This is a genomic window from Paenalicyclobacillus cellulosilyticus (genome assembly GCF_014647315.1).
Lineage (GTDB): Bacteria > Bacillota > Bacilli > Alicyclobacillales > Alicyclobacillaceae > Alicyclobacillus_J > Alicyclobacillus_J cellulosilyticus.
The window spans coordinates 1-18,448 of sequence record NZ_BMOY01000043.1; the positions used below are offsets into that span (position 1 = coordinate 1).

The window sequence follows — 18,448 nt, forward strand, 5'->3', positions numbered from 1 at the left end:
CGGACGGCGGTGCCCCAGGGCATGGCGCGGCAGCCGCCGCGGCTGCCGTGACCGCCGTGCTCACCGCCCTGTGGACCGCCGGCGCGCGCATCGTCGTCCCGGCACACCTCGCCGCGGCGCTCAGCCGCTTCACGCCGGACGTGGCCCACCTTGCGTACGGCGAGCTGGCCGTGGCGCGGGCGTGCGCAATGGAAGGCGGATCGACACCGCTCGAGACGGCCACCGGACTGCTCGCCAGCGGAGCCCACCTCTTGATCCACCTCACCCATGTGCCGCACGCGTTCTCCACACCGCTCGCACCCATCGTCCGCTGGGCGCTCGACGAAGCGGCGTACCGCATGGTGCCGGACGTGTTTGACGGGGTGTGGCAAACGTCGTCCGACGCCGCGCGGCTTTTGGAACAGGTGGCCCGCGTCGCGAGCGGCGAGCTGACAGCGGCGGAAGCACTCGGCATGGACGACTTCGCACTCTACCGGATTGGCCCGACGATATGAGACCACGTACCGACGAGGAGGGACGTGTGGATGGAGAGCCGCAACTGGATTGGCGGCGAATGGTATACCCCAACGGGCGGCACCATGGCCGTGCATAACCCGTCCCGCACCGCGGAACAGCTGGGCACGCTGTACCTTTCCCGGCCGGAGGACGCCGTGGCGGCCGGCCACGCCGCCCGCCAGGCCCTGCCGAAGTGGGCGGGGATGACCGGCGCCGCCCGGGCGGAGGTGCTCTACAAGGCGGCGGAGCTGTTCCACCAACACCTGGATTCCCTCGCCCGCCTCGCCAGCGCGGAGATGGGCAAGCCCATCACCGAGATGCGCGGCGAGGTGATGCGCGCGGTGCACATCCTCCGCTACTACGCGGCGGAAGGGGTGCGCGCCATCGGGTCCGTCATCCCCGCCAACGGCAAGGACGTGCTGCAGTTCACGAAGCGGGTGCCGCTCGGCGTGGTGGGGGTCATTACGCCGTGGAACTTTCCGGTGGCCATCCCGATTTGGAAGATTGCCCCTGCGCTCATCTGCGGCAACACCGTGGTCTGGAAACCGGCGGAGATGGCCTCGCTCACGGCCACCCGGGTGACCGAGCTTTTGGCGGAAGCGGGCGTGCCCGCCGGAGTGCTCAACCTGGTGATCGGCGAAGGCGCCACCGTCGGCCAGGCACTGCTCGACGCGGTCGATCTCGACGGCGTCAGCTTCACCGGATCGACCACGACCGGGCGCAAGGTGGCCGCGGCCTGTGCCAGCCGCAACATCAAATACCAGACGGAAATGGGGGGCAAGAACGCGGCGGTGGTGTGGCGGGACGCCGACCTGGCCAAGACCATCCCCGCCCTCATCAGCGGCGCGTTCAGCTCCGCCGGCCAGAAGTGCACCGCCACCAGCCGGATCATCGTCGATCGCGCCTGTTTCGACGAAGTGGTCGCGCGCCTTGCGGACGCCATCGCAAGCATCCGGGTGGGACCGGCACTGGAACCGGAAACGTACATGGGACCGGTCGCCTCGCAGGCGCAGTACGACAAGGTGACCAGCTATGTCCGCCTGGCGGAACAAGACGGGCAGGTGCTGGCGCGCGGCCGGACGGACGTGGATACGACCTTGGGGTATTACGTGCTGCCCATGCTGGCCACCGGCGTCGCGGTCGACCACCCGCTGGTGCAGGAGGAGATCTTCGGCCCGGTCGCGACCATCCTCGCCGCCGACAGCTTTGAAGAGGCCATGGCGCTCTGCAACCAAACCGTCTACGGCCTGAGCGCATCCATCTTCACCCAGGACCTGCAGAAGGCCCTGCGCTTCCTTGAGGAGGCGGAGGCAGGCTTGGTGCGAGTCAACCTGGAGACGGCGGGCGTCGAGTACCAGTCGCCGTTTGGCGGGATGAAAGCGTCGAGTTCGCACACGCGGGAACAAGGCCAAGCGGCGCTCGAGTTTTACACACAGGTGAAAACCTGCGCCGTGTATTACGGTTGACACCCTTTCGGGTGTCACCTGCCGATGGGAGCCGCCCGGAGCGGACGGGCGGCCGCCCGGGCCGCCCAGACCGGCACCAGAAGATGTTCCGAGAAACGGAGGATGACCATGATCCGCACCATCCGCTTTCTTCACCCGGTGACACGCACCCCGCACCTCGGCTGGCTGCGCGGGGACGAGGTGGTCTCGCTGACGAGCGCTGTGCCGGAGTGGACCGATCCGCTGGCGCCCTGGCGCGCGCTGCGCGCGCTCGGCATCGCTGCGGAGGCGGGGCTGGCGAAGGTGGCGGAGCGAGCGCTGCGCGTGCGATGGCAGGACCTGGTGGATGGCCGACTCCTTCTGCCGCCGGTGGCGGCGGAGGAGGTGTGGGCGGCCGGCGTGACCTACGAGCGCAGCCGCGTGGCCCGCAACGCGGAGACGAAGCTGCAGGAGAGTGTGTACGACCGCGTGTATGAGGCAGAACGGCCCGAGTTGTTCTTCAAGGCGACCGGCCGGCGCGTCGTCCCGCCCTTGGCGCCGCTCGGCCTGCGCCAAGACTCCCGCTGGATGGTGCCTGAACCCGAGCTGGCCGTCGCCATCACGGCAAGCGGCGAGATCGTCGGCTGGACGCTGGGCAACGACCTGAGTTCCCGCGACATCGAGGGTGAGAACCCCCTTTACCTGCCGCAGGCGAAGGTGTTCGCCCGCAGCTGTTCGTACGGGCCGGCGCTGCTTTGGAACACGGGCGCACAAGACCCGCGCAGCTGGCAGATGGAGATGGTCATTTGGCGTCAAGGCCAAGCGGTGTACCGGGGTGCGGTGCCCATCCGGCAGATGCGGCGCAGCGCGGAGGAACTCATCGCCTACCTGCTCCGCGACAACCCCATCCTCGATGGCACCGTGCTGTTCACCGGCACCGGCATCGTGCCGCCGGACGATTTCACGCTGCAACCGGGAGACGTGGTGGACATCACCGTGGACGAGATAGGGACGCTGCGCAACCCCATCGTGGCGGGAGGGGTTAAGAACTGCTCGTTACATGATGGACAATGATGCCGCGCGTGTCAGTCGAGGCGGCCTTGACGGCTCAAGGCCGACGAATTCTCGTCGTGGAGCCAGGCGAGGTCAAGGACGACTTGGTGCAAGACATGATCGAAGTCCTCACGTCGTTTTGCGCGCGGTTGTACAGGCGGCGTTCCGCTCGTCACCGCGCCAAGCGCGCTTTGGAGGTTCTCGAGCGTGAAGCGAGAAGTGGACATTTGTCCATAAATCGCAGAACGGCGTTGGGGGTGTCCGCTTGGTAACCATGTTCCTTTTTATGGTCAGGCCAGATTCCGCGCAACGTGCAAAGCGAAAGGCCATGCCGTCGCCTTTCGCGCCAGGCGACGGCATCATCTCACAACTCCGCCCCCACCGCCAACAGCCAGGCGCGCGCGATAAGGGCGTGGCCGGCGAGCGACGGATGCACACCGTCCGGCGCCCACAAGGCAGGGTCCGTACCTGCGCTCGCCTGGGCGAACAGCCCGTCGAGCGGCACGTACAGGGCGCCGAACTCCCGCGCCAGCTCGCGCACGGCGTGGATCTTCGGATCCAGGTCCTCCCGCCACTGCTTCCTGTCCTCCGGGACCGGCAGGACAAACGGTTCGAGGAGGATGAGGTTGGCGCCGAGCTCTTCGCGCGTGCGGCGCAGGATGTCGCGATAACCCGCCGCGAACGCCTCCACAGACGTCGGATCGCTGCGGTCGTACCGGCGCCAGGTGTCGTTGATGCCAATCAGAATGGATACCCAATCCGGGCGCAGGTCGATACAGTCCTCCCGCCAACGCGCTTGCAAATCGCGCACCCGGTTCCCGCTGATGCCGCGGTTGAGGAACCGCACCCGCTTCTCCGGATACCTCGCCGTGAACCAAGCCGCGACCAACGCGGCATAGCCAAAGCCCAGGTCGTCCGGTTGATCGCGGCGGCGGCCGCAATCGGTGATGCTGTCGCCCTGGAACAGGACGAGGGATTCGTTTTCAATGCGCAGCGTCATGCCGTTGTTCTCCCTTCCCCACGATTTCAAGATACGTGCCTTCACGAATAGGATAACGTATGTCCGGCGCCTGTGCTTCGTAAACTGTTATAATAAGAGTGCGAACGAGCGCCCTTCATGGGCTTGCCGGTTGCGATCCGCCCGCCGGCGGCGAACCGGATGACGGTTCGCGCGAGTCTGCGCTTCGACGGGGTGTACGATGGCAAGTCGTGGCAGATCCCAACGTTATTCGGCGAAGATCCTGCTCGCAGCCTTGGCCACGCTGGGGTTGACGGGCATGGGTATGACCATTTTCGCCAATGCGGATTTGGTGACACCGCTCGTGCCGGGTGCGCCTTCCGATATCCGCCGTCTGGCCGAGCCTGTGCAGGACGGCTTCGCAGGCGCGCATACGACGGTCACCGACCTGCTCTTTCTCAGCAACTTCGCCTACGCAGACTGGGACCACTGGCTGGGCCGAACCATCGCGCAGCTGGACGCCCTGCCGTCGCAAGACAACCCGTTTGTCAGCGATCCGTCGATGTTGACCATCGAGGCCAACATGCCTTTGTCGTACGCCCTCTCGGCCATGGGCGATTGGAAAGCCATCGACTGCGAGAATCACGTCGCCACATCCGGCTTTTACGGGGTGGCGTTTGAGAACGAAGCGACGCACGAGATCGTGATCGCGTTCCGGGGATCGAGCAACGCGGGGGATTATGTCTACGACCTCAACACCATCGCCCTGCACATTCCGATGGACGGCGGCAATCAGCTGGCCGAGGCGCGCGCGTTTGTGCGCCGGGTCATTCGCAGCCATCCGAACGCGAAGGTGCTTTTGACCGGCCATTCCCTCGGCGGTTGGCTCGCCGAGCGGATCTCGCTCGACCTGTATGAGCACCGGTTCCCTGAACTGCCCAGATACCGGTTCCTCGGCACCGCGACCTTCAATGCGCCCGGATTTCAGGAAGGGACGTACGTCTCCAAACAAGAGTGGCAGAACAACGAGCGCGGACGATATGACAAGCTCATCTTGAACTACGTGATTGTCGGCGACCTCATCGGCCAGTTCGAGACGCCCATCGGGGCGCCGCGCGTCTACCTGCGCTGCGATATCCTGCGCGGTACCGATACCGTCAATCCGTTCATGACCCATCCTCTGTACAACTTCTTCTTCACCGATTACTTCGAAGCGCGCGAGGGGACAGACCATCTGCCCCCCGTCCAGCGTGCCGCCGTCTCCCGTCTGCGCCGCAACACCACCTGAGGCCGCGCGGGCGGCCGCACACCTCGCGGCCGTCACACGTAGTTGAGGTCGTCGGTATGCGGCAAGGTCAGGCACAGCCCTTGCGAACCGAACAACCATTCCGACAACGCCGCCCACCCTGCGATCAAGGGGGCCTTTCGTTCCTCCGGCAGGCGCAGCGCGGGCGGTGCTTCCCAGACCACCTGCCACGCCTCCTCGCCGCGCGGCTCGAAGGAAAAGCCCGCCCCGAACACCGACGCTGCGTAAGGGCGCAACTCCATGGCGCAGCGGCTTGGGTTGAGCACCCGGATGGTCCCTTGATTGGGCACACGCCGCAAAATGGCCTCCGCCTGCGTCAACGCGTCGAGGAACGCCTCATCGTGCACATAGCCGCGCACCCGCAACACCTCGACACCGTAGTACGAGAGCACATAGCGCCAGATGGCCGGACACGCGGCGCGCCGGCCCGCCCACTCCAAGATTTCCACGCCTGCGCGCCCTTCGTGCAGGACAAAGCTCGCGACGGCGTACGCGGCAATCCCCCCGTCCCCGGTGCGTGACCACGCGGCAAACACCTGCGGCGGCACGGGGCGCATGCGGAACAAGGGGGTCCGCAGGGAACGAAGGAGCATGCGGAATTCCGCTTCCGAACGCTCGTAGCGGTAGGGCTCGGCAGCGTATAACCGAGAAAGTGCGGCGACCTCCGCTTCCGGTTCCGGGACAGGATTCACCACCCACTCGGTGTCGCCCGCCGGAAGCCCGGCCAAGGCCACGTCCGCCTCCACCCGCTCGCCGAAATCCACGCACCCCAACCGCCGGTACAGCCCGCGTCCGCCGGAGACCAGCAACAGGCTCGTATGCGGAGAGAAATCGGTCAGGATTTGGTGAATCAGTTGCGACGCCAGGTGTTGTTCCCGAAACTCCGGCAAGGTGCAGACCGAGCCCATCGAAACCGCCGAGACATGGCCGCCCGGCACGACCAACCGCGACGGATACAACGCCACCAAGCTCACCGGGCGTCCGTCGACCGCCGCAAAATACAGGTTGTGGGCGTTTTCCGCCGAGAACGCGAGCGGAAACTCCTTCGGCATCCCTGTGCCCGGGATGAGTTGCGGACGGAACACGGAGTCCGACAACTCCCCCAACCGCGCCACGTCTTGCGCGCGCGCCCGCGCAAATTCGATCTTTTCCGCCGCCATCTTTTCTCCCTCCGCATCACCCGTTGGATTCCTTGTGGCCTGGTCAGCGACCTTTGCCAGCTGCGGCGCGGGTTGACCTTGACCCATGCCCCGTCCGCGCCGCATGCCTTCCATCATCCGTCAAGCGCCTTTTGCCCCGCCTGGATGACCGCCAAAATCCGCTCCACGTCGTACACCGCCCCCCGCCAGGTACCGCCGCTCACAGCCTGCAGCGCCGCCCACAGGCGCGTGTCGTCCGGCAGCTCCGGATCCGGTGCCAGACCAGGATGCGGAGGACGCGCGGCCAACACCGCCGCGCCTTCCTCCGGTGTATAGCGGCGGTCTCCCTCGCCGACGAAGTCAATCCGCCCTTCCAAGCGCACCCGGTCGATACGTACCTCTATCCAGTCCCCATCCCTGAGCTTCCCGATGGGCCCGCCGCACAGCGCCTCCGGTCCGACGTGTCCGATGCACGCCCCGGTCGAGACGCCGGAGAAGCGGGCATCCGTGATGAGCGTGACGTGCTTGCCGAACGGCAGGTGGCGCAACGCGGAAGTGAGTTGGTACGTCTCCTCCATCCCCGTGCCGGACGGGCCGCGCCCGATGAGGACGAGGATGTCCCCCGCCTGGATGTCGCCGTTCTTGATGGCGGCGATGGCGTCCCGCTCCGACGTGAATACCTTCGCCCGGCCCAGGTGGTGATACACCCCGTGTTCATCCACCACCGAATCGTCGATCGCGGCCGACTTGATGACCGCCCCTTCCGGCGCAATGTTGCCGACGGGGAAGGTGACGGTCGAGGTGAGGCCGCGGGCACGGGCTTTTTCCGGCGGGAGGATGACGTCGTCCGGGTCCACGCCGTCGGCCGCAAGCCGCTGGCGGACGCGCGCCCGCCGCTCGGACGCCTCCCACCAGTCGAGCACCTCGTCCCACGTGCATCCCGCCACCGTCCGCGCCGAGGTGTCGACGAGGCCGAGCCGGCGCAGGTGGAGCATCACCTCCGGCACGCCGCCCGCCAAAAACACCCGCACCGTCGGGTGGTGCACCGGCCCGTTGGGCAGCACGCTCACCAGGCGCGGCACCGCGCGGTTGACCTCCGTCCAGTCGGCGACGGTGGGGACCCGGCAACCGGCCGCGTGGGCGATGGCCGGGATGTGCAACAGCAGGTTGGTCGATCCGCCGAACGCCGCGTGCACCGCCATCGCGTTGCGCACCGCGGCGTCGGTCACAATGTCGCGCGTCGACCACCCTTGTTCGATGAGCCGGAGCACCGCCCGCGCCGACTGGCGGCCGATGGCCTCCCAAATCGGCTGGCCGGAGGGCGCGAGCGCCGAGTGCGGCAGGGCCAAGCCGAGCGCCTCGGCCACCACCTGCGACGTGGCCGCGGTGCCGAGAAACTGGCATCCCCCGCCCGGCGTCGCACACGCGCGGCAACCCACCTCCGCCGCTTCCTCCAGGGTGATCTCGCCGTGCGCGAACCGCGCCCCGATGGTCTGCACCTTGCCGGCGTCTTCCCCCCGCGTCGGGGGCAGCGTCACGCCGCCCGGCACGACCACGCACGGCAGGCCGTGCATCGCCGCAAGCGCCATCATCATCGCCGGCAGCCCCTTGTCGCACGTTGCCACGCCGATGACCGCCTGCCGCGTCGGCAACGAGCGGATGAGGCGCCGCAATACCATCGCCGCGTCGTTGCGGTACGGCAGGGAATCGAACATCGCCGGGGTGCCCTGGGAGCGCCCGTCACAGGGATCGGAAACGGCCGCCGCAAACGGGATGGCGCCAAGGCTCCGCAACTCGTCCGCCGCCGCACGCACCAGCAGCCCCACCTCCCAGTGCCCCGTGTGGTATCCCAAGGCCAGGGGCGTGCCGTCCTCCGCCCGCAGTCCGCCCTGGGTGCTGAGGATGAGCACCTCCGGCCCGAGCAGCCGATCCGGCCGCCAACCCATCCCCACGTTTTGCGTCCAACCGAAGAGGTGTCCGCTCGGCGCCTCGCGCAGAAGCTTTGCCGTCAGCGGCAGGCGCCCTGCCGGGCCAGGCGCGTGCGTCGCGATGTCGTACATGTCTTCGGACACCGGGGCGTATATCCTCGCTAAGTGTTCCCTCATTCCACCGCTTCCTCTCCGAGGGCCGGCGGTATGATCCGCTGGCCCCTTCCCTGAAATGAATGCATGGCCCATCCCGTTCATCACCCGTCCCACCCGCCGTCCTCGCCCCACCCACCTTTCATGTCCGTGTGATCTTTTCCACAACACGCGGCATTTCCTTCTCGTTAGAATTGTACTCGGGAAGCACAAACGGCTTCCTCTCCTCGTGTCTTATCCTGCAGGAAGAAGGGACGATGCGCCATGGCGTTCGTGATCACCTCACCATGCATTGGCGAAAAGGCTGCGGAGTGCGTCGAGGCTTGCCCGGTCGATGCCATCCACGACGCGGGCGAGACGTATCTCATCAACCCGGATGTGTGCATCGACTGCGGTGCCTGCGAGCCAGTCTGTCCCGTGGCCGCCATTTACCACGAGGACGACGTGCCGGAAGAAGAGCAGGAGTGGATAGAGATCAACCGCCGGTTCTTCCAATCGGCATGACGACACCACCTGTTTGCGCGCCCTTCGTCGTGCATGCCGGCGGTCGCTTGCATGATGCCACGGCAGGGACGCAAGGGAGAGCCTTTCCAGCAAGAGGGGACACCTCGTCCCCGTTCTCGTTGGCAAGGCTTACTCCGAAAGCGCATGGTCCAAACGGACCATGCGCTTTCGTTGCTTTCGGTCTTCTCAAACGGAGCGCACAGGGGTAGGATGGAAAGCGGATCACACCGTCTGCCCGGAACGGAGATGTCGGACATGGAGATTCGGCGCTTGGCCGGACGGGTCCGCACCGCAATCGCGCGCGCGGATCAAAAGCTCGTCACGTTCGTGCAGTCACACGCCAACTTGACGACGGCGCTCGTCACCGCTGGCCTGGCGCTCTGGGCGTTATCCACCCACCAAAGCGCCATTGTGCTGCGCATGGCCGCCGCGGGAGCCGTCGGTTACTTTTTGGGGCTCACCCCGGCCGTTTGCGTGGGCGCGCTCAGCGTGGGGTTCAGCGTGGCCATCTCGTTGGAGCACGGTTTTTCCATCAGCAATCTCATCATCGAGGTCATCGGAGCCGGTTGCAGCGCTTGGCTTGGGTATCAGCACAAAATGCAGAAAGTGCGCCAAGAACAAGCCGCCGATCCGCATGCCCCGCAGGTCCTGCCGTGGGCGGTGGTGAACGAGATCCGCACGTCGCTCGCGGCCATCCGCTTTTTGCTCTTTCCGCTGCACGACGAAGAAGGCAGCCGGGAGAACCAAGCGCTGCAGCAGGCCACCCAGGAACTCTCCCGCCTGGAGGCGCTGTTCCGTGAGATGGAGCAACGCGACCGCGCGGGCGAAGGACGTTGAGCGAAGGGGGAGCTGCCGGTGCGCACGATGACCAGGTTCTACGTGGACGCGTTTCTGCAGAACGTCAAAAACGTGGCGTTTTTCATGTACCTGCCGGTGCTCATCGCCAAGTTGGGCGCGACGCCGTTCGAGATCTCGCTGTCCAACTCGCTGCCTGCCCTGTGTTGCGCGTTCTCCCTCGCGTTCATCACCCGCCAGCTGCCGCTGACGCGCCGCGTGTATTACACCTCGGGCGTCCTGCGGCAGCTCGCGTTTTTGGGCATGGCGTTCTCACCGCTTTTGCCCCACCCGGTCGTCTGGCTGCTCGGGTTCTGGGTGTTCAATGCCATGTTCGTCATGATCACGTCGGTTCAGCAGCCGGCCTTGGTGAAGAACGTGATCGACGAGGAGGCGGTGCCAAAGCTGTTCAGCCGCACGAAGGTCATCGCCATCGTGGTGACCGTCGTCGGATCGTACGTCATCGGACGGTTTCTCGACGTCCACCAGGCCATCTTTCCTTACAACTACGTGATCTGCATGGTGACGGGAGCCATCGCGACCTTCACGGGCATGAACATCATCGCCGGCCTCGCACCGCGTGAGCGCCGGCCTGTCCGTTTCCGATGGGTTCTGCCGTTGCGCCGGCCGAGCCGCCTTTTGTTCGCCATGTGGCTGGCAAGCGGCAGCATCGCCGTATTCGGGCCCCTGTGGACCATCTACCACGTCAACGTGTTGCACCTGAGCAACCTGCAGATAGGATGGTTCGGCGTGATGAGCGGTCTCATCTCCACCCTGGCGATGCCCTGGATGCAAAAGGGGCTGCAACGGGTGGGCCCGCGGACGGTGATTGTCGCCGCGTGCGCCGTCATGGCGGTCGTCCCGCTCTTTTACACACTCCGGCGTGAATACGCATACATCCTCGCCCTGCAGATCCTGCTCGGTGTGGCGTTCTCCTTCTACGATGTGGCCCAGCAGACGCTCGCGGTCACCGAAGCGAAACACCAGCCGGACGACCTGGCATTCTTATCAGATTACCAGCTTGTGCAGAACCTGGGCAACGGTTTGGCGCCCCTCCTGACGGCGGTCGTCCTCGCGCACACCGATGCCAGGCATGCGTTCATCTGGCTGTCGTGTGTTCGGCTCGCCACCGCCCTGCTCGTCGGCTCCCTGTTGTTCACACGGGCGCCGCGTTGGCTGTGGCGGCTGTGGCCGCGTCATTCGTCTTCGGCTTCGGTTTCCGGCAAGGTGTAGCCCTCCCGCAACGCGTATGCGGCCGCCTGCACCCGGTTGCTCAGATGCAGTTTCTCGAGGATGTTGCGCACGTGGTTGCGCACGGTGTTTTCGCTGATGTACAGGCGCGCGGCGATATCCTTGTTGGTCGCGCCGGTGGAAAGCAGGCGCAACACCTCCAGCTCGCGCTCCGTCAGCTGATCCACAGGGTGTTTCTGCTGGGACACCGGGCGGGCAGGGCGTGAAAACTCGGTGATGATCTGCATCGCGAGGTTGCCGGGGATCACCGGCTCGCCGGCGCTGACGCGGCGCACCCCGTCCACCACGTCCGTCGGGCTGGCGTTTTTCAGAACGTAACCGGACGCACCCGATTTGACTGCCTCAAACAGCATTTCTTCCGTATCCGACACGGTGAGGATGAGGATCTTCGTCCCCGGGTACTTCTGCACAATCTGTCGCGTCGCGGTGAGACCGTCGCACACCGGCATGTTGATGTCCATCAACACCACGTCCGGCCGCAGTTCGCCGCACAGCGCCACCGCCACCTGGCCATTGGGCGCTTCGCCGACGACCTGAATGTCGGGTGTGCGGCTGAGAATGGCACATACGCCCTGACGGAACAGTTCATGGTCGTCGACCACCAACACGCGAATGGCCGGCGCCTGTGAGTCGGACATGCGTCCATCGCCCCCCTGCCAACAGACATGCGTTCCGTCCACATGCGGATACAATCATCATACGACATCTCGGCCCGCACCGCACCATCCAATCGGATCCCCGAAGCCGTCAAGCTTCGTTCAAGAATATCGTCCAATCTGCCTATCCCGGATAGTCCAGACAGACTATGATAGGGAAAGGGAACGTTGGGAATGGGAACGTCGCAGACGCATGCGTGCGAAGATGAGGGGATGCGGATGAACGAGCGTGCGTTGCGAAATGGACATCATGCCATCCGGCACGAGGAGCTCACCAGCAGACAAGAAGCGTTGCGATATATCCTGGAAGAACGCCGCCGCTTGGCACGCGATCTGCACGATGGCGTCGTTCAAGACCTTGCCTACGCCAACATGCAGTTGAAGGCCCTGTGTTCCGACACCACATTGGACGAGCGCGCGCTGCGCAAGGAAGTGGCGCGCATCACTGAGGTGCTCGACCAGTGTTACGACGCCTTGCGCCATGCGATGTACGATCTGACCTTCCATGCGGACGCCGACTTGGTGGCATTCGTGGCACGGTACCTCAAGGAGTTTCAAGCGCGTACCGGGATTGCGGTGGCGTTCCATCATGAGGGGGTACCGGCACAAACGGACCCGTATGTGAACAATCAACTGGCCAAGGTGCTGCAGGAAGCGCTGGCGAACGTCCGCAAACACGCAGATGCCCGCAACGTGCGCGTGGCGTTGACCTACCAGGGCACGACGCGCCAACTGCGTTTGGTGGTGGCCGATGACGGCAAGGGGTTTGTCCCGCCGGAAGCCACCGCGGACAACGCCGTGGAAAATCACCCCGACCGCAGGGAGAACGCCCGCTGTACTGCACCCTTTGGCGAGGAACCGCACCGGCATTTCGGCATGCGGACGATGCGCGAACGCTGCCAACTCCTCGGCGGGACGTTGCAAGTGACCTCAGCCCCGGGCGCCGGGACCGAGGTCACCGTCGACATCCCGCTATGACATCATGGGATGACGCGGCGGGCGCCCCAGTAGTGGCTCATGTAATAAGAGGATTGGAAGATGTTGCGGACCAGCACGACACCGCGGTTGGCCACGGATGTCGATTCAATCATGCTGCCGTTGCCGGCGTAGATGCCCACGTGGGTGACATGGTTCGGCCAAGCATTCGGGTACGTGTCTGCAAGAAAGATGAGATCTCCGGGCGCCAAGTCGCGGATGGCCACCGGGGTGCCCACCGTCGCTTGGTCATGGCTGGTGCGCGGCAGGATGATCCCGTTCTGCGCATACACGTATGCCACGAAGCCCGAGCAATCGAACCCGGTCTGCGGTTGATCGCCCCCCCATTGATACGGCGTGCCGATGAGCGAAACCGCGGTCGCGAGGATGGCGTTCACCTTTTGCTGATGGGCTGTCAAGGGCAGCCGGATGGTCATCCCCGGCCAAATCACGTTGAAATTCTTGATCTGCGGGTTCGCCGCTTCCAGCGCTGCGAGCGAGACACCTACCTGCTGGGCAATTTTGAACATCGTATCGCCCGGTTGCACCACGTATTGCGTTGGATACGGCAGGGGCACCTCAGAAGAGGTGCTCTGGGCGTTCACCGTGGCACCGGACGCCGACGGTGCGGCGGGCGCCGCAGAAGGTGCGGCGAAAGCGGTTACACACGACATGCTCAGGGTGAGCGCGGACGCGATCGCGATGTACCGTCTCTTCATAAGCTCCCTCCCAGATGCGCTGCCTGTACAGGTGTACATCGCAAGGATGTGATAGGAAAAGTATAATATGGTGAAACTGGTTCGGAAACGCACACTTTTTGGCAGCTGACGCGTCAGCGCTCGCCCTGTGTTTCCTGCGCCACGTTGGATGCCGGCGCGCGCGGCGGATCGACCACCTGCCAACGCACCCACAGCATGTTGAGCAGGTAAAGGGCGCAGACAAAGCCCAGCATCCAGCGGATGCCAAACACCGCACTGCCCAAGCCGCCCAGGAGCGGTCCGGCGAAACTGCCGAGGAACGTGGCGCTGCTCGTGAACCCATACACTTGCCCGCGCTGGGCGCTGGGCACCGAACGGCCCACCAAGGCGTTGGCGGTAGGGATAATGCCGCCGACAAACAAACCCAGGCCAAAGCGTGCGGCAATGAACATCCAGATGCTCGTCGCCCATGCCTGCGGCAGATAGCACAGCGCGGCGCCTGTCATGCAGATGGTGAGGACCCGCCGGTAACCCAGCGTGTCGCTCCGTTTCCCCAAAAACGGGGAGGCGATGAGATCCGCCAGCCCAGTGATGGCGAACGCCGAACCGGCCAGCGTGCCCAGGTGTCCGGTATGGCTCGTCAACGCTTTGACAAATACCGGCAGCACAGGCTGCACGCTCATGACCGAGAACTGGGCGACGAAGAGGACGAGGAACATCGCGCGCACGGATCGCAGCGCGCGGACAGCGCGGAATTGTTCGATGAGGGAGGGTTTGCGCCGGATTGGCTCACGCGGCGGGGCAAACGCCTCGCGAATGCACAGCCACGTGATGAAAAACGCGGCGCAAGCGAAGCCGGAGGTCAAGAAGAACACCACCCGGTAGCTGTGCACCCAGTCCGAGACCAAGCCACCCACGAGCGGCCCGGTCAAGGAACCGATCATGGCGGCCGACTGCAGCCACCCGAGCGCAAAACCAAGCTTCTCTTCGGGGACCAGCGTCGCCACCAACGCCACGGCCGCCGCCGAGTAACCGCTGAACGCACCTTGCAGCATCCGGGTGGCCAGCAGTTCCCACACGTTGCGGCAAAGTCCCATCCCACATGTGAACAGCGCGATCGCGATGGTGGCCCGCATGACCATCAGCTTGCGCCCGCGGCGGTCCGCCACGGCGCCCCAAACGGGTGACATGACGGCCGACATCAGGAAGTTGGCACTGGCGATGAGGCCGGTCCACATGTCCACCGCCTGCGGGGACTTCACACCAAGCTGCTCCACGTACAGCGCCAGAAACGGCCCGCTGCTTGAAAACGCCATCATCATGATGCATTGGACCACCGCCATCACCCACAAGGTGCGCTGCCATGCGTTCGCCTCTGCCATGGACCTGCCTCCTCAAATGAAACGCCAAACGAAATGTACTGTATACGAAATATATCACCCCACGATATAGAATGGGAAGCGCACGCGTCCAAAAGCATGGTGTGGGTTGTCAGGTATGCTTCGCATGCGCAAAACGATTCACATATCACAATAAACGTCTTGAATACTACTTTATGTTGAATATATATTCCAATACGATCCTACACGAGTTCGACAGTTAGTTACACCCTATAGTTAAATGGTTTAATCTGTGGTGCAGATGTAAGGTGATATTGTGTAGCCATGTATATCCGAACCATCCACCGCAAAAACAAAGACGGTTCTGTCACCAGTTACGTCCAGCTGGCTCATAATTACCATGATCCCAAGACCGGCCAGCCGCGAGCCAAGGTCCTCTACACCTTCGGCCGGGAGGACCAATTGGACCTCGACGCCGTCCGCCGCCTCGCCGACACGACAGCATACGCCGCTTTGTCGGCGATGAGTTCGCAGCCATCAAGAAGAGTGGTGTCAAACTTAAGGTTAAGAACAGCGATGATATATAGTGCCATAAGTTTTTACACGGTTGAATACTCGGACACGATCCTAAGTTATTGTGAGTTATTGTGAGTACCTTAGATTAGATTCCACTACCTGTGCGCTTTTGTCGGGACGCATTCAAATCATACACATCATGCCGTCCTAAAATGAGGCTAATTCGCTCTTGAATCTTTTCCAGTTCCTTCTGTTTTGCTTTCCACCAGTTTCTACTCCATACCCGATGAACCTTCCACCCACGCTGTTCTAAGAACTTCTGACGATAAAAATCACGTTCTCGCGCGATCTTTGAAGAGTGATACGTTGCTCCGTCACACTCAATTGCTAAGATGTATCGCTCCGGATCCTTCGGATGGACGACTGCAAGGTCGATCCGATATCCAGAGAATCCGACTTGAGTATGTACCGTGTAACCAAGGCTCCGTAAGGCACGGGCGACCTCTTCTTCAAATGGACTATCGTAAATCGTTTGATCACCAATGTCCTGAACAGAAGTCGCATCCAAGATGCTGTCGAGCACTTGGCGAATCCGTTCTTCGTCGCCGTCCGACACCGCCTTGGCATACTCCAGGTACTTCTTAAGGAGCTTTGGTCCCCGGCTGGTGTAGGTGTCTACCCGCGTCCACTCAGTCGGCTCAAAAGAGCACACAATGTACACCTTTTTCCTTGCCCGCGTGATGGCAACGTTGAGACGGTTCTCGCCTCCTTCTTGCGACAGCGAGCCAAACTGACTAACCATCTTCTTGTGTTCATCGGGGGCATACGCGACAGAGAAGAGGATAATGTCGCGTTCGTCACCCTGTACGTTTTCAATGTTCTTTACAAAAAGCCCGACAAACTGGTCGCCATCTTTGCGCTGCTTGGCATTGTCAATGAGCTTTTGAACCTCTGGGTCTTTCTGCGCCCGTTCGTCCAACACATCATTGATGAGGTCTGCCTGTGCAGCGTTGAACGTAATGATCCCGAGTGTTGGAACCTCTTCGTTTTGAGACAGGAGTTCAATGACCTTATCGACGATTTGTTCGGCTTCCACTCTGTTTTGGTTGTTAATCCATTTCCCGTTGACCCGAATAAACTCGATCGGTTTGCCTGTCGATGCATGTGCCACAGGGGCTGTTTGCATCCGTTGACCGTAGAAAGCGTAGTTCGAGAATGTAATGAGGGCGTCATGTTCCGAGCGATAATGCCAGGTTAGCCATACATCCGCCATGCGCGGCTTAGCCCATTCTAACAAGTGGGCAGCCTGTCGATCCGTTCGGTCGACGTAATCGAGGGTTTCACCTTCCTCCTCATCGTCTTCTTCCCCGACACGAAAGAGGTTCGTTGGCGGCAATTGCTTCTCATCACCCGCTATTACAACTTGCTTGCCCCGGTAAATGGCGGGAATGGCATTCTCGACCGGACACTGTGATGCTTCGTCGAAGATGACCAAGTCAAACAGTCCGTTCACTGGCGGAAAGATAGCACTGACCGCGTCCGGTGTACACAGCCAACAAGGAAGTAAAGTGAGAATATCCTCGTGAAATGCACTAATTACCTGGCGGAGCGGTTTGAGTTTACGTCGTTTGCTTGCCTCACTCTTCAGCTTCGTGCGCACCGAACGTTGAATCGTCATTGATTGCTGTGCCAAACGTGCGTCAATAAATGCTGGAACTCTTTTTCGTTTCTCCAGCAGCATCTTTGCGTACTGTCTGCGATTGTTTAAGTACATCTCGGTTGAAACCTCGGTTACGTGCGGTTCCTCAGCTTCTATCGCATCAATCCACGCGTGGTAAAAACTGTTCTCAATGATTTTGGTCCATTGCTCCATAGCGTTCGGTGTCTGGTCCATCGGAGCCTTGGCTTGACACCGTGCAATCAACGTCTGATTAACTCCATCCAACTGCTCTTTCAGTTGATCCAAGCGAACCAAATTATCAAAGTCACTAACCGTATTCGCGAGTGTTACATATCTCGCAACATCATAGATACCACTATCAGTTTCACGAATAAGACCTTCCACCACTTCTGGTTTCAAGTAAACTTTCAGTTTCTCGAAATCAGAATGTAGACGCTCTGTTAGCTCCGCAAGTTCAATCGCATATTGCACTTTTTGTATGAAATCGTTTTGTAGCAGCTTATCGAGGTCCTCTTTAGTAACAATGTCCGATAACCACTCACCAAAACACGACTGCGCCTCAACATATAGCTCGAGAAACTCTATTGCATGTTGTTTACGACGCAACCAAAGCTCCCAATCCTCGACGTCGTTCGAGGCAGGCACATCGACAAAGAATGCAAACTTTGCGGCATCAGCTCTCATGTCTTCAAATTGCAGGAGCGCCTCGATTGATGAACGATACTTGCGAACGGCATTTCCATCAAATAGCACTTGGTGGGCAGTACAGTGGTCCCGAATTTCCTTTTTGAGCCCATACCACGATGCAGACAGAAAACGGGTGACTTTTTGTTGCATCGCCAGAAATTGGTCAATCTTTTCCGCCCAGATCTTTGCCTCTAAATGTGACAGATGATCGATGGGCGCCGCCAATTGTTTTACCTTACTCAATCGCTCCGAAAGGTCTGCATGGAGTTTTTTAACGCGACGCACCTGGTCTTCATGTTCAAATTCCCGATCTTCATCCGTGTAAAACATGTGAACGTGCTTGAAAAGGTTCGTCCCACTGAGAATCTGCACGCACTTTTGAAGTGCTTCAAGTCCGTCTCGGTTACGCAAATAGTGTAGTGGATGATATTCAAAATTCGTCGAACTAACAATTTCTTTTCCACGTTCTGAATACTTAACTATGCGATACGTCAATTCTTGTAGTTCCATATGATGGCGGTTGGTAAACTTTGCGAAGCTGTTACGCTCACTCCACGGATAGTTCGATGCATCGAACTTTTCCATGAGCTCAATGATGTTTCGAAGGTCCACCAATCGCTCCTGCAAACGCTCATAGGTCATGTCTCCGAGAAGATCACTTACATCGATAATTAGGGTCTGCTGAACAAGTCTTTCATCTGACCCCTACAGCACATGCTCGTGCTCTGTTGTCCCGGAAGCCTTTCCAGAAACGTTCAAGCCAGCATCAGTGATCCGCTACCAGCCCCACCATACCCCAGAAACCTGGCCCAAATGACGTAAAAAAGAAGGCGGAGCCGCTGTTCCAGGT

The 18,448-nt window shown here is 61.7% G+C and carries 15 protein-coding genes and 2 pseudogenes; 10 read left to right on the forward strand and 7 right to left on the reverse strand.

Features of this window, described 5'->3' with window-relative positions:
- From IEX97_RS11250 to IEX97_RS11265, 4 genes and pseudogenes are all read left to right on the forward strand, one after another.
- Positions 1–494, forward strand: a 494-nt coding sequence (locus IEX97_RS11250; RefSeq protein ID WP_188883103.1) for a UxaA family hydrolase, incomplete at its 5' end; no start/stop codon positions are given.
- Between the two features lie 30 nt (positions 495–524).
- Positions 525–1,961 (forward strand): aldehyde dehydrogenase family protein, encoded by a 1,437-nt coding sequence (locus IEX97_RS11255; RefSeq protein ID WP_188883104.1) that lies wholly within the window; start codon positions 525–527, stop codon positions 1,959–1,961.
- Positions 1,962–2,063: 102 nt separating this feature from the next.
- Entirely contained in the window at positions 2,064–2,993 is a 930-nt protein-coding gene (locus IEX97_RS11260) for a fumarylacetoacetate hydrolase family protein (protein WP_188883105.1), read from the forward strand.
- A gap of 14 nt (positions 2,994–3,007) precedes the next feature.
- Positions 3,008–3,244 (forward strand): annotated as a pseudogene (locus IEX97_RS11265) (hypothetical protein); the annotation flags it as partial.
- Positions 3,245–3,336: 92 nt separating this feature from the next.
- On the opposite strand, the gene IEX97_RS11270 reads toward IEX97_RS11265, so the two are convergent.
- Complete coding sequence (locus tag IEX97_RS11270; RefSeq protein WP_188883106.1) at positions 3,337–3,972, reverse strand: SGNH/GDSL hydrolase family protein; 636 nt, start codon at positions 3,970–3,972, stop codon at positions 3,337–3,339.
- A 199-nt stretch (positions 3,973–4,171) separates the two neighbouring features.
- Here IEX97_RS11270 and IEX97_RS11275 point away from each other — a divergent pair, with 199 nt between their 5' ends.
- The gene (locus IEX97_RS11275; protein WP_188883108.1) at positions 4,172–5,218 is read left to right on the forward strand and encodes a Tle-like phospholipase domain-containing protein; all 1,047 of its coding nucleotides are present in this window, start codon (positions 4,172–4,174) and stop codon (positions 5,216–5,218) included.
- A 32-nt stretch (positions 5,219–5,250) separates the two neighbouring features.
- Here IEX97_RS11275 and IEX97_RS11280 read toward each other — a convergent pair whose 3' ends face one another.
- Positions 5,251–6,396: a GNAT family N-acetyltransferase gene (locus IEX97_RS11280; protein ID WP_188883110.1), complete on the reverse strand. Its 1,146-nt coding sequence runs from the start codon at positions 6,394–6,396 to the stop codon at positions 5,251–5,253.
- Between the two features lie 113 nt (positions 6,397–6,509).
- Positions 6,510–8,480, reverse strand: coding sequence for a YjhG/YagF family D-xylonate dehydratase (locus tag IEX97_RS11285; RefSeq protein WP_188883112.1), 1,971 nt, complete (start codon positions 8,478–8,480; stop codon positions 6,510–6,512).
- Positions 8,481–8,720: 240 nt separating this feature from the next.
- On the opposite strand from IEX97_RS11285, the gene IEX97_RS11290 reads away from it, so the two are divergent.
- From IEX97_RS11290 to IEX97_RS11300, 3 genes are all read left to right on the forward strand, one after another.
- Positions 8,721–8,960, forward strand: a complete 240-nt coding sequence (locus IEX97_RS11290; protein WP_188883113.1) for an indolepyruvate ferredoxin oxidoreductase subunit alpha — start codon at positions 8,721–8,723, stop codon at positions 8,958–8,960.
- Between the two features lie 255 nt (positions 8,961–9,215).
- Positions 9,216–9,797, forward strand: coding sequence for a hypothetical protein (locus tag IEX97_RS11295; RefSeq protein WP_188883114.1), 582 nt, complete (start codon positions 9,216–9,218; stop codon positions 9,795–9,797).
- A 27-nt stretch (positions 9,798–9,824) separates the two neighbouring features.
- The gene (locus IEX97_RS11300) at positions 9,825–11,027 is read left to right on the forward strand and encodes an MFS transporter (protein ID WP_229776843.1); all 1,203 of its coding nucleotides are present in this window, start codon (positions 9,825–9,827) and stop codon (positions 11,025–11,027) included.
- Here IEX97_RS11300 and IEX97_RS11305 read toward each other — a convergent pair.
- Positions 10,991–11,683 carry a response regulator gene (locus tag IEX97_RS11305; RefSeq protein ID WP_188883116.1) on the reverse strand — a complete coding sequence of 231 codons (693 nt, stop codon included), beginning with the start codon at positions 11,681–11,683 and terminating at the stop codon, positions 10,991–10,993. The genes IEX97_RS11300 and IEX97_RS11305 overlap by 37 nt on opposite strands.
- A 237-nt stretch (positions 11,684–11,920) precedes the next feature.
- Between IEX97_RS11305 and IEX97_RS11310 the strand changes: the two genes are divergently transcribed.
- Positions 11,921–12,679: a sensor histidine kinase gene (locus tag IEX97_RS11310; protein WP_188883117.1), complete on the forward strand. Its 759-nt coding sequence runs from the start codon at positions 11,921–11,923 to the stop codon at positions 12,677–12,679.
- 2 nt (positions 12,680–12,681) lie between these two features.
- Here IEX97_RS11310 and IEX97_RS11315 read toward each other — a convergent pair whose 3' ends face one another.
- Positions 12,682–13,395: an NlpC/P60 family protein gene (locus tag IEX97_RS11315; protein WP_229776840.1), complete on the reverse strand. Its 714-nt coding sequence runs from the start codon at positions 13,393–13,395 to the stop codon at positions 12,682–12,684.
- A gap of 113 nt (positions 13,396–13,508) precedes the next feature.
- A complete protein-coding gene (locus IEX97_RS11320; protein ID WP_229776841.1) occupies positions 13,509–14,756 on the reverse strand; it encodes an MFS transporter in 1,248 nt (415 codons plus the stop codon).
- 282 nt (positions 14,757–15,038) lie between these two features.
- On the opposite strand from IEX97_RS11320, the pseudogene IEX97_RS13610 reads away from it, so the two are divergent.
- Positions 15,039–15,206: pseudogene (locus IEX97_RS13610) on the forward strand (IS1634 family transposase); the annotation flags it as partial.
- Between the two features lie 169 nt (positions 15,207–15,375).
- On the opposite strand, the gene IEX97_RS11325 reads toward IEX97_RS13610, so the two are convergent.
- Positions 15,376–18,240 carry an AAA domain-containing protein gene (locus tag IEX97_RS11325; protein WP_229776842.1) on the reverse strand — a complete coding sequence of 955 codons (2,865 nt, stop codon included), beginning with the start codon at positions 18,238–18,240 and terminating at the stop codon, positions 15,376–15,378.
- Between the last annotated feature and the right edge of the window lie 208 nt (positions 18,241–18,448).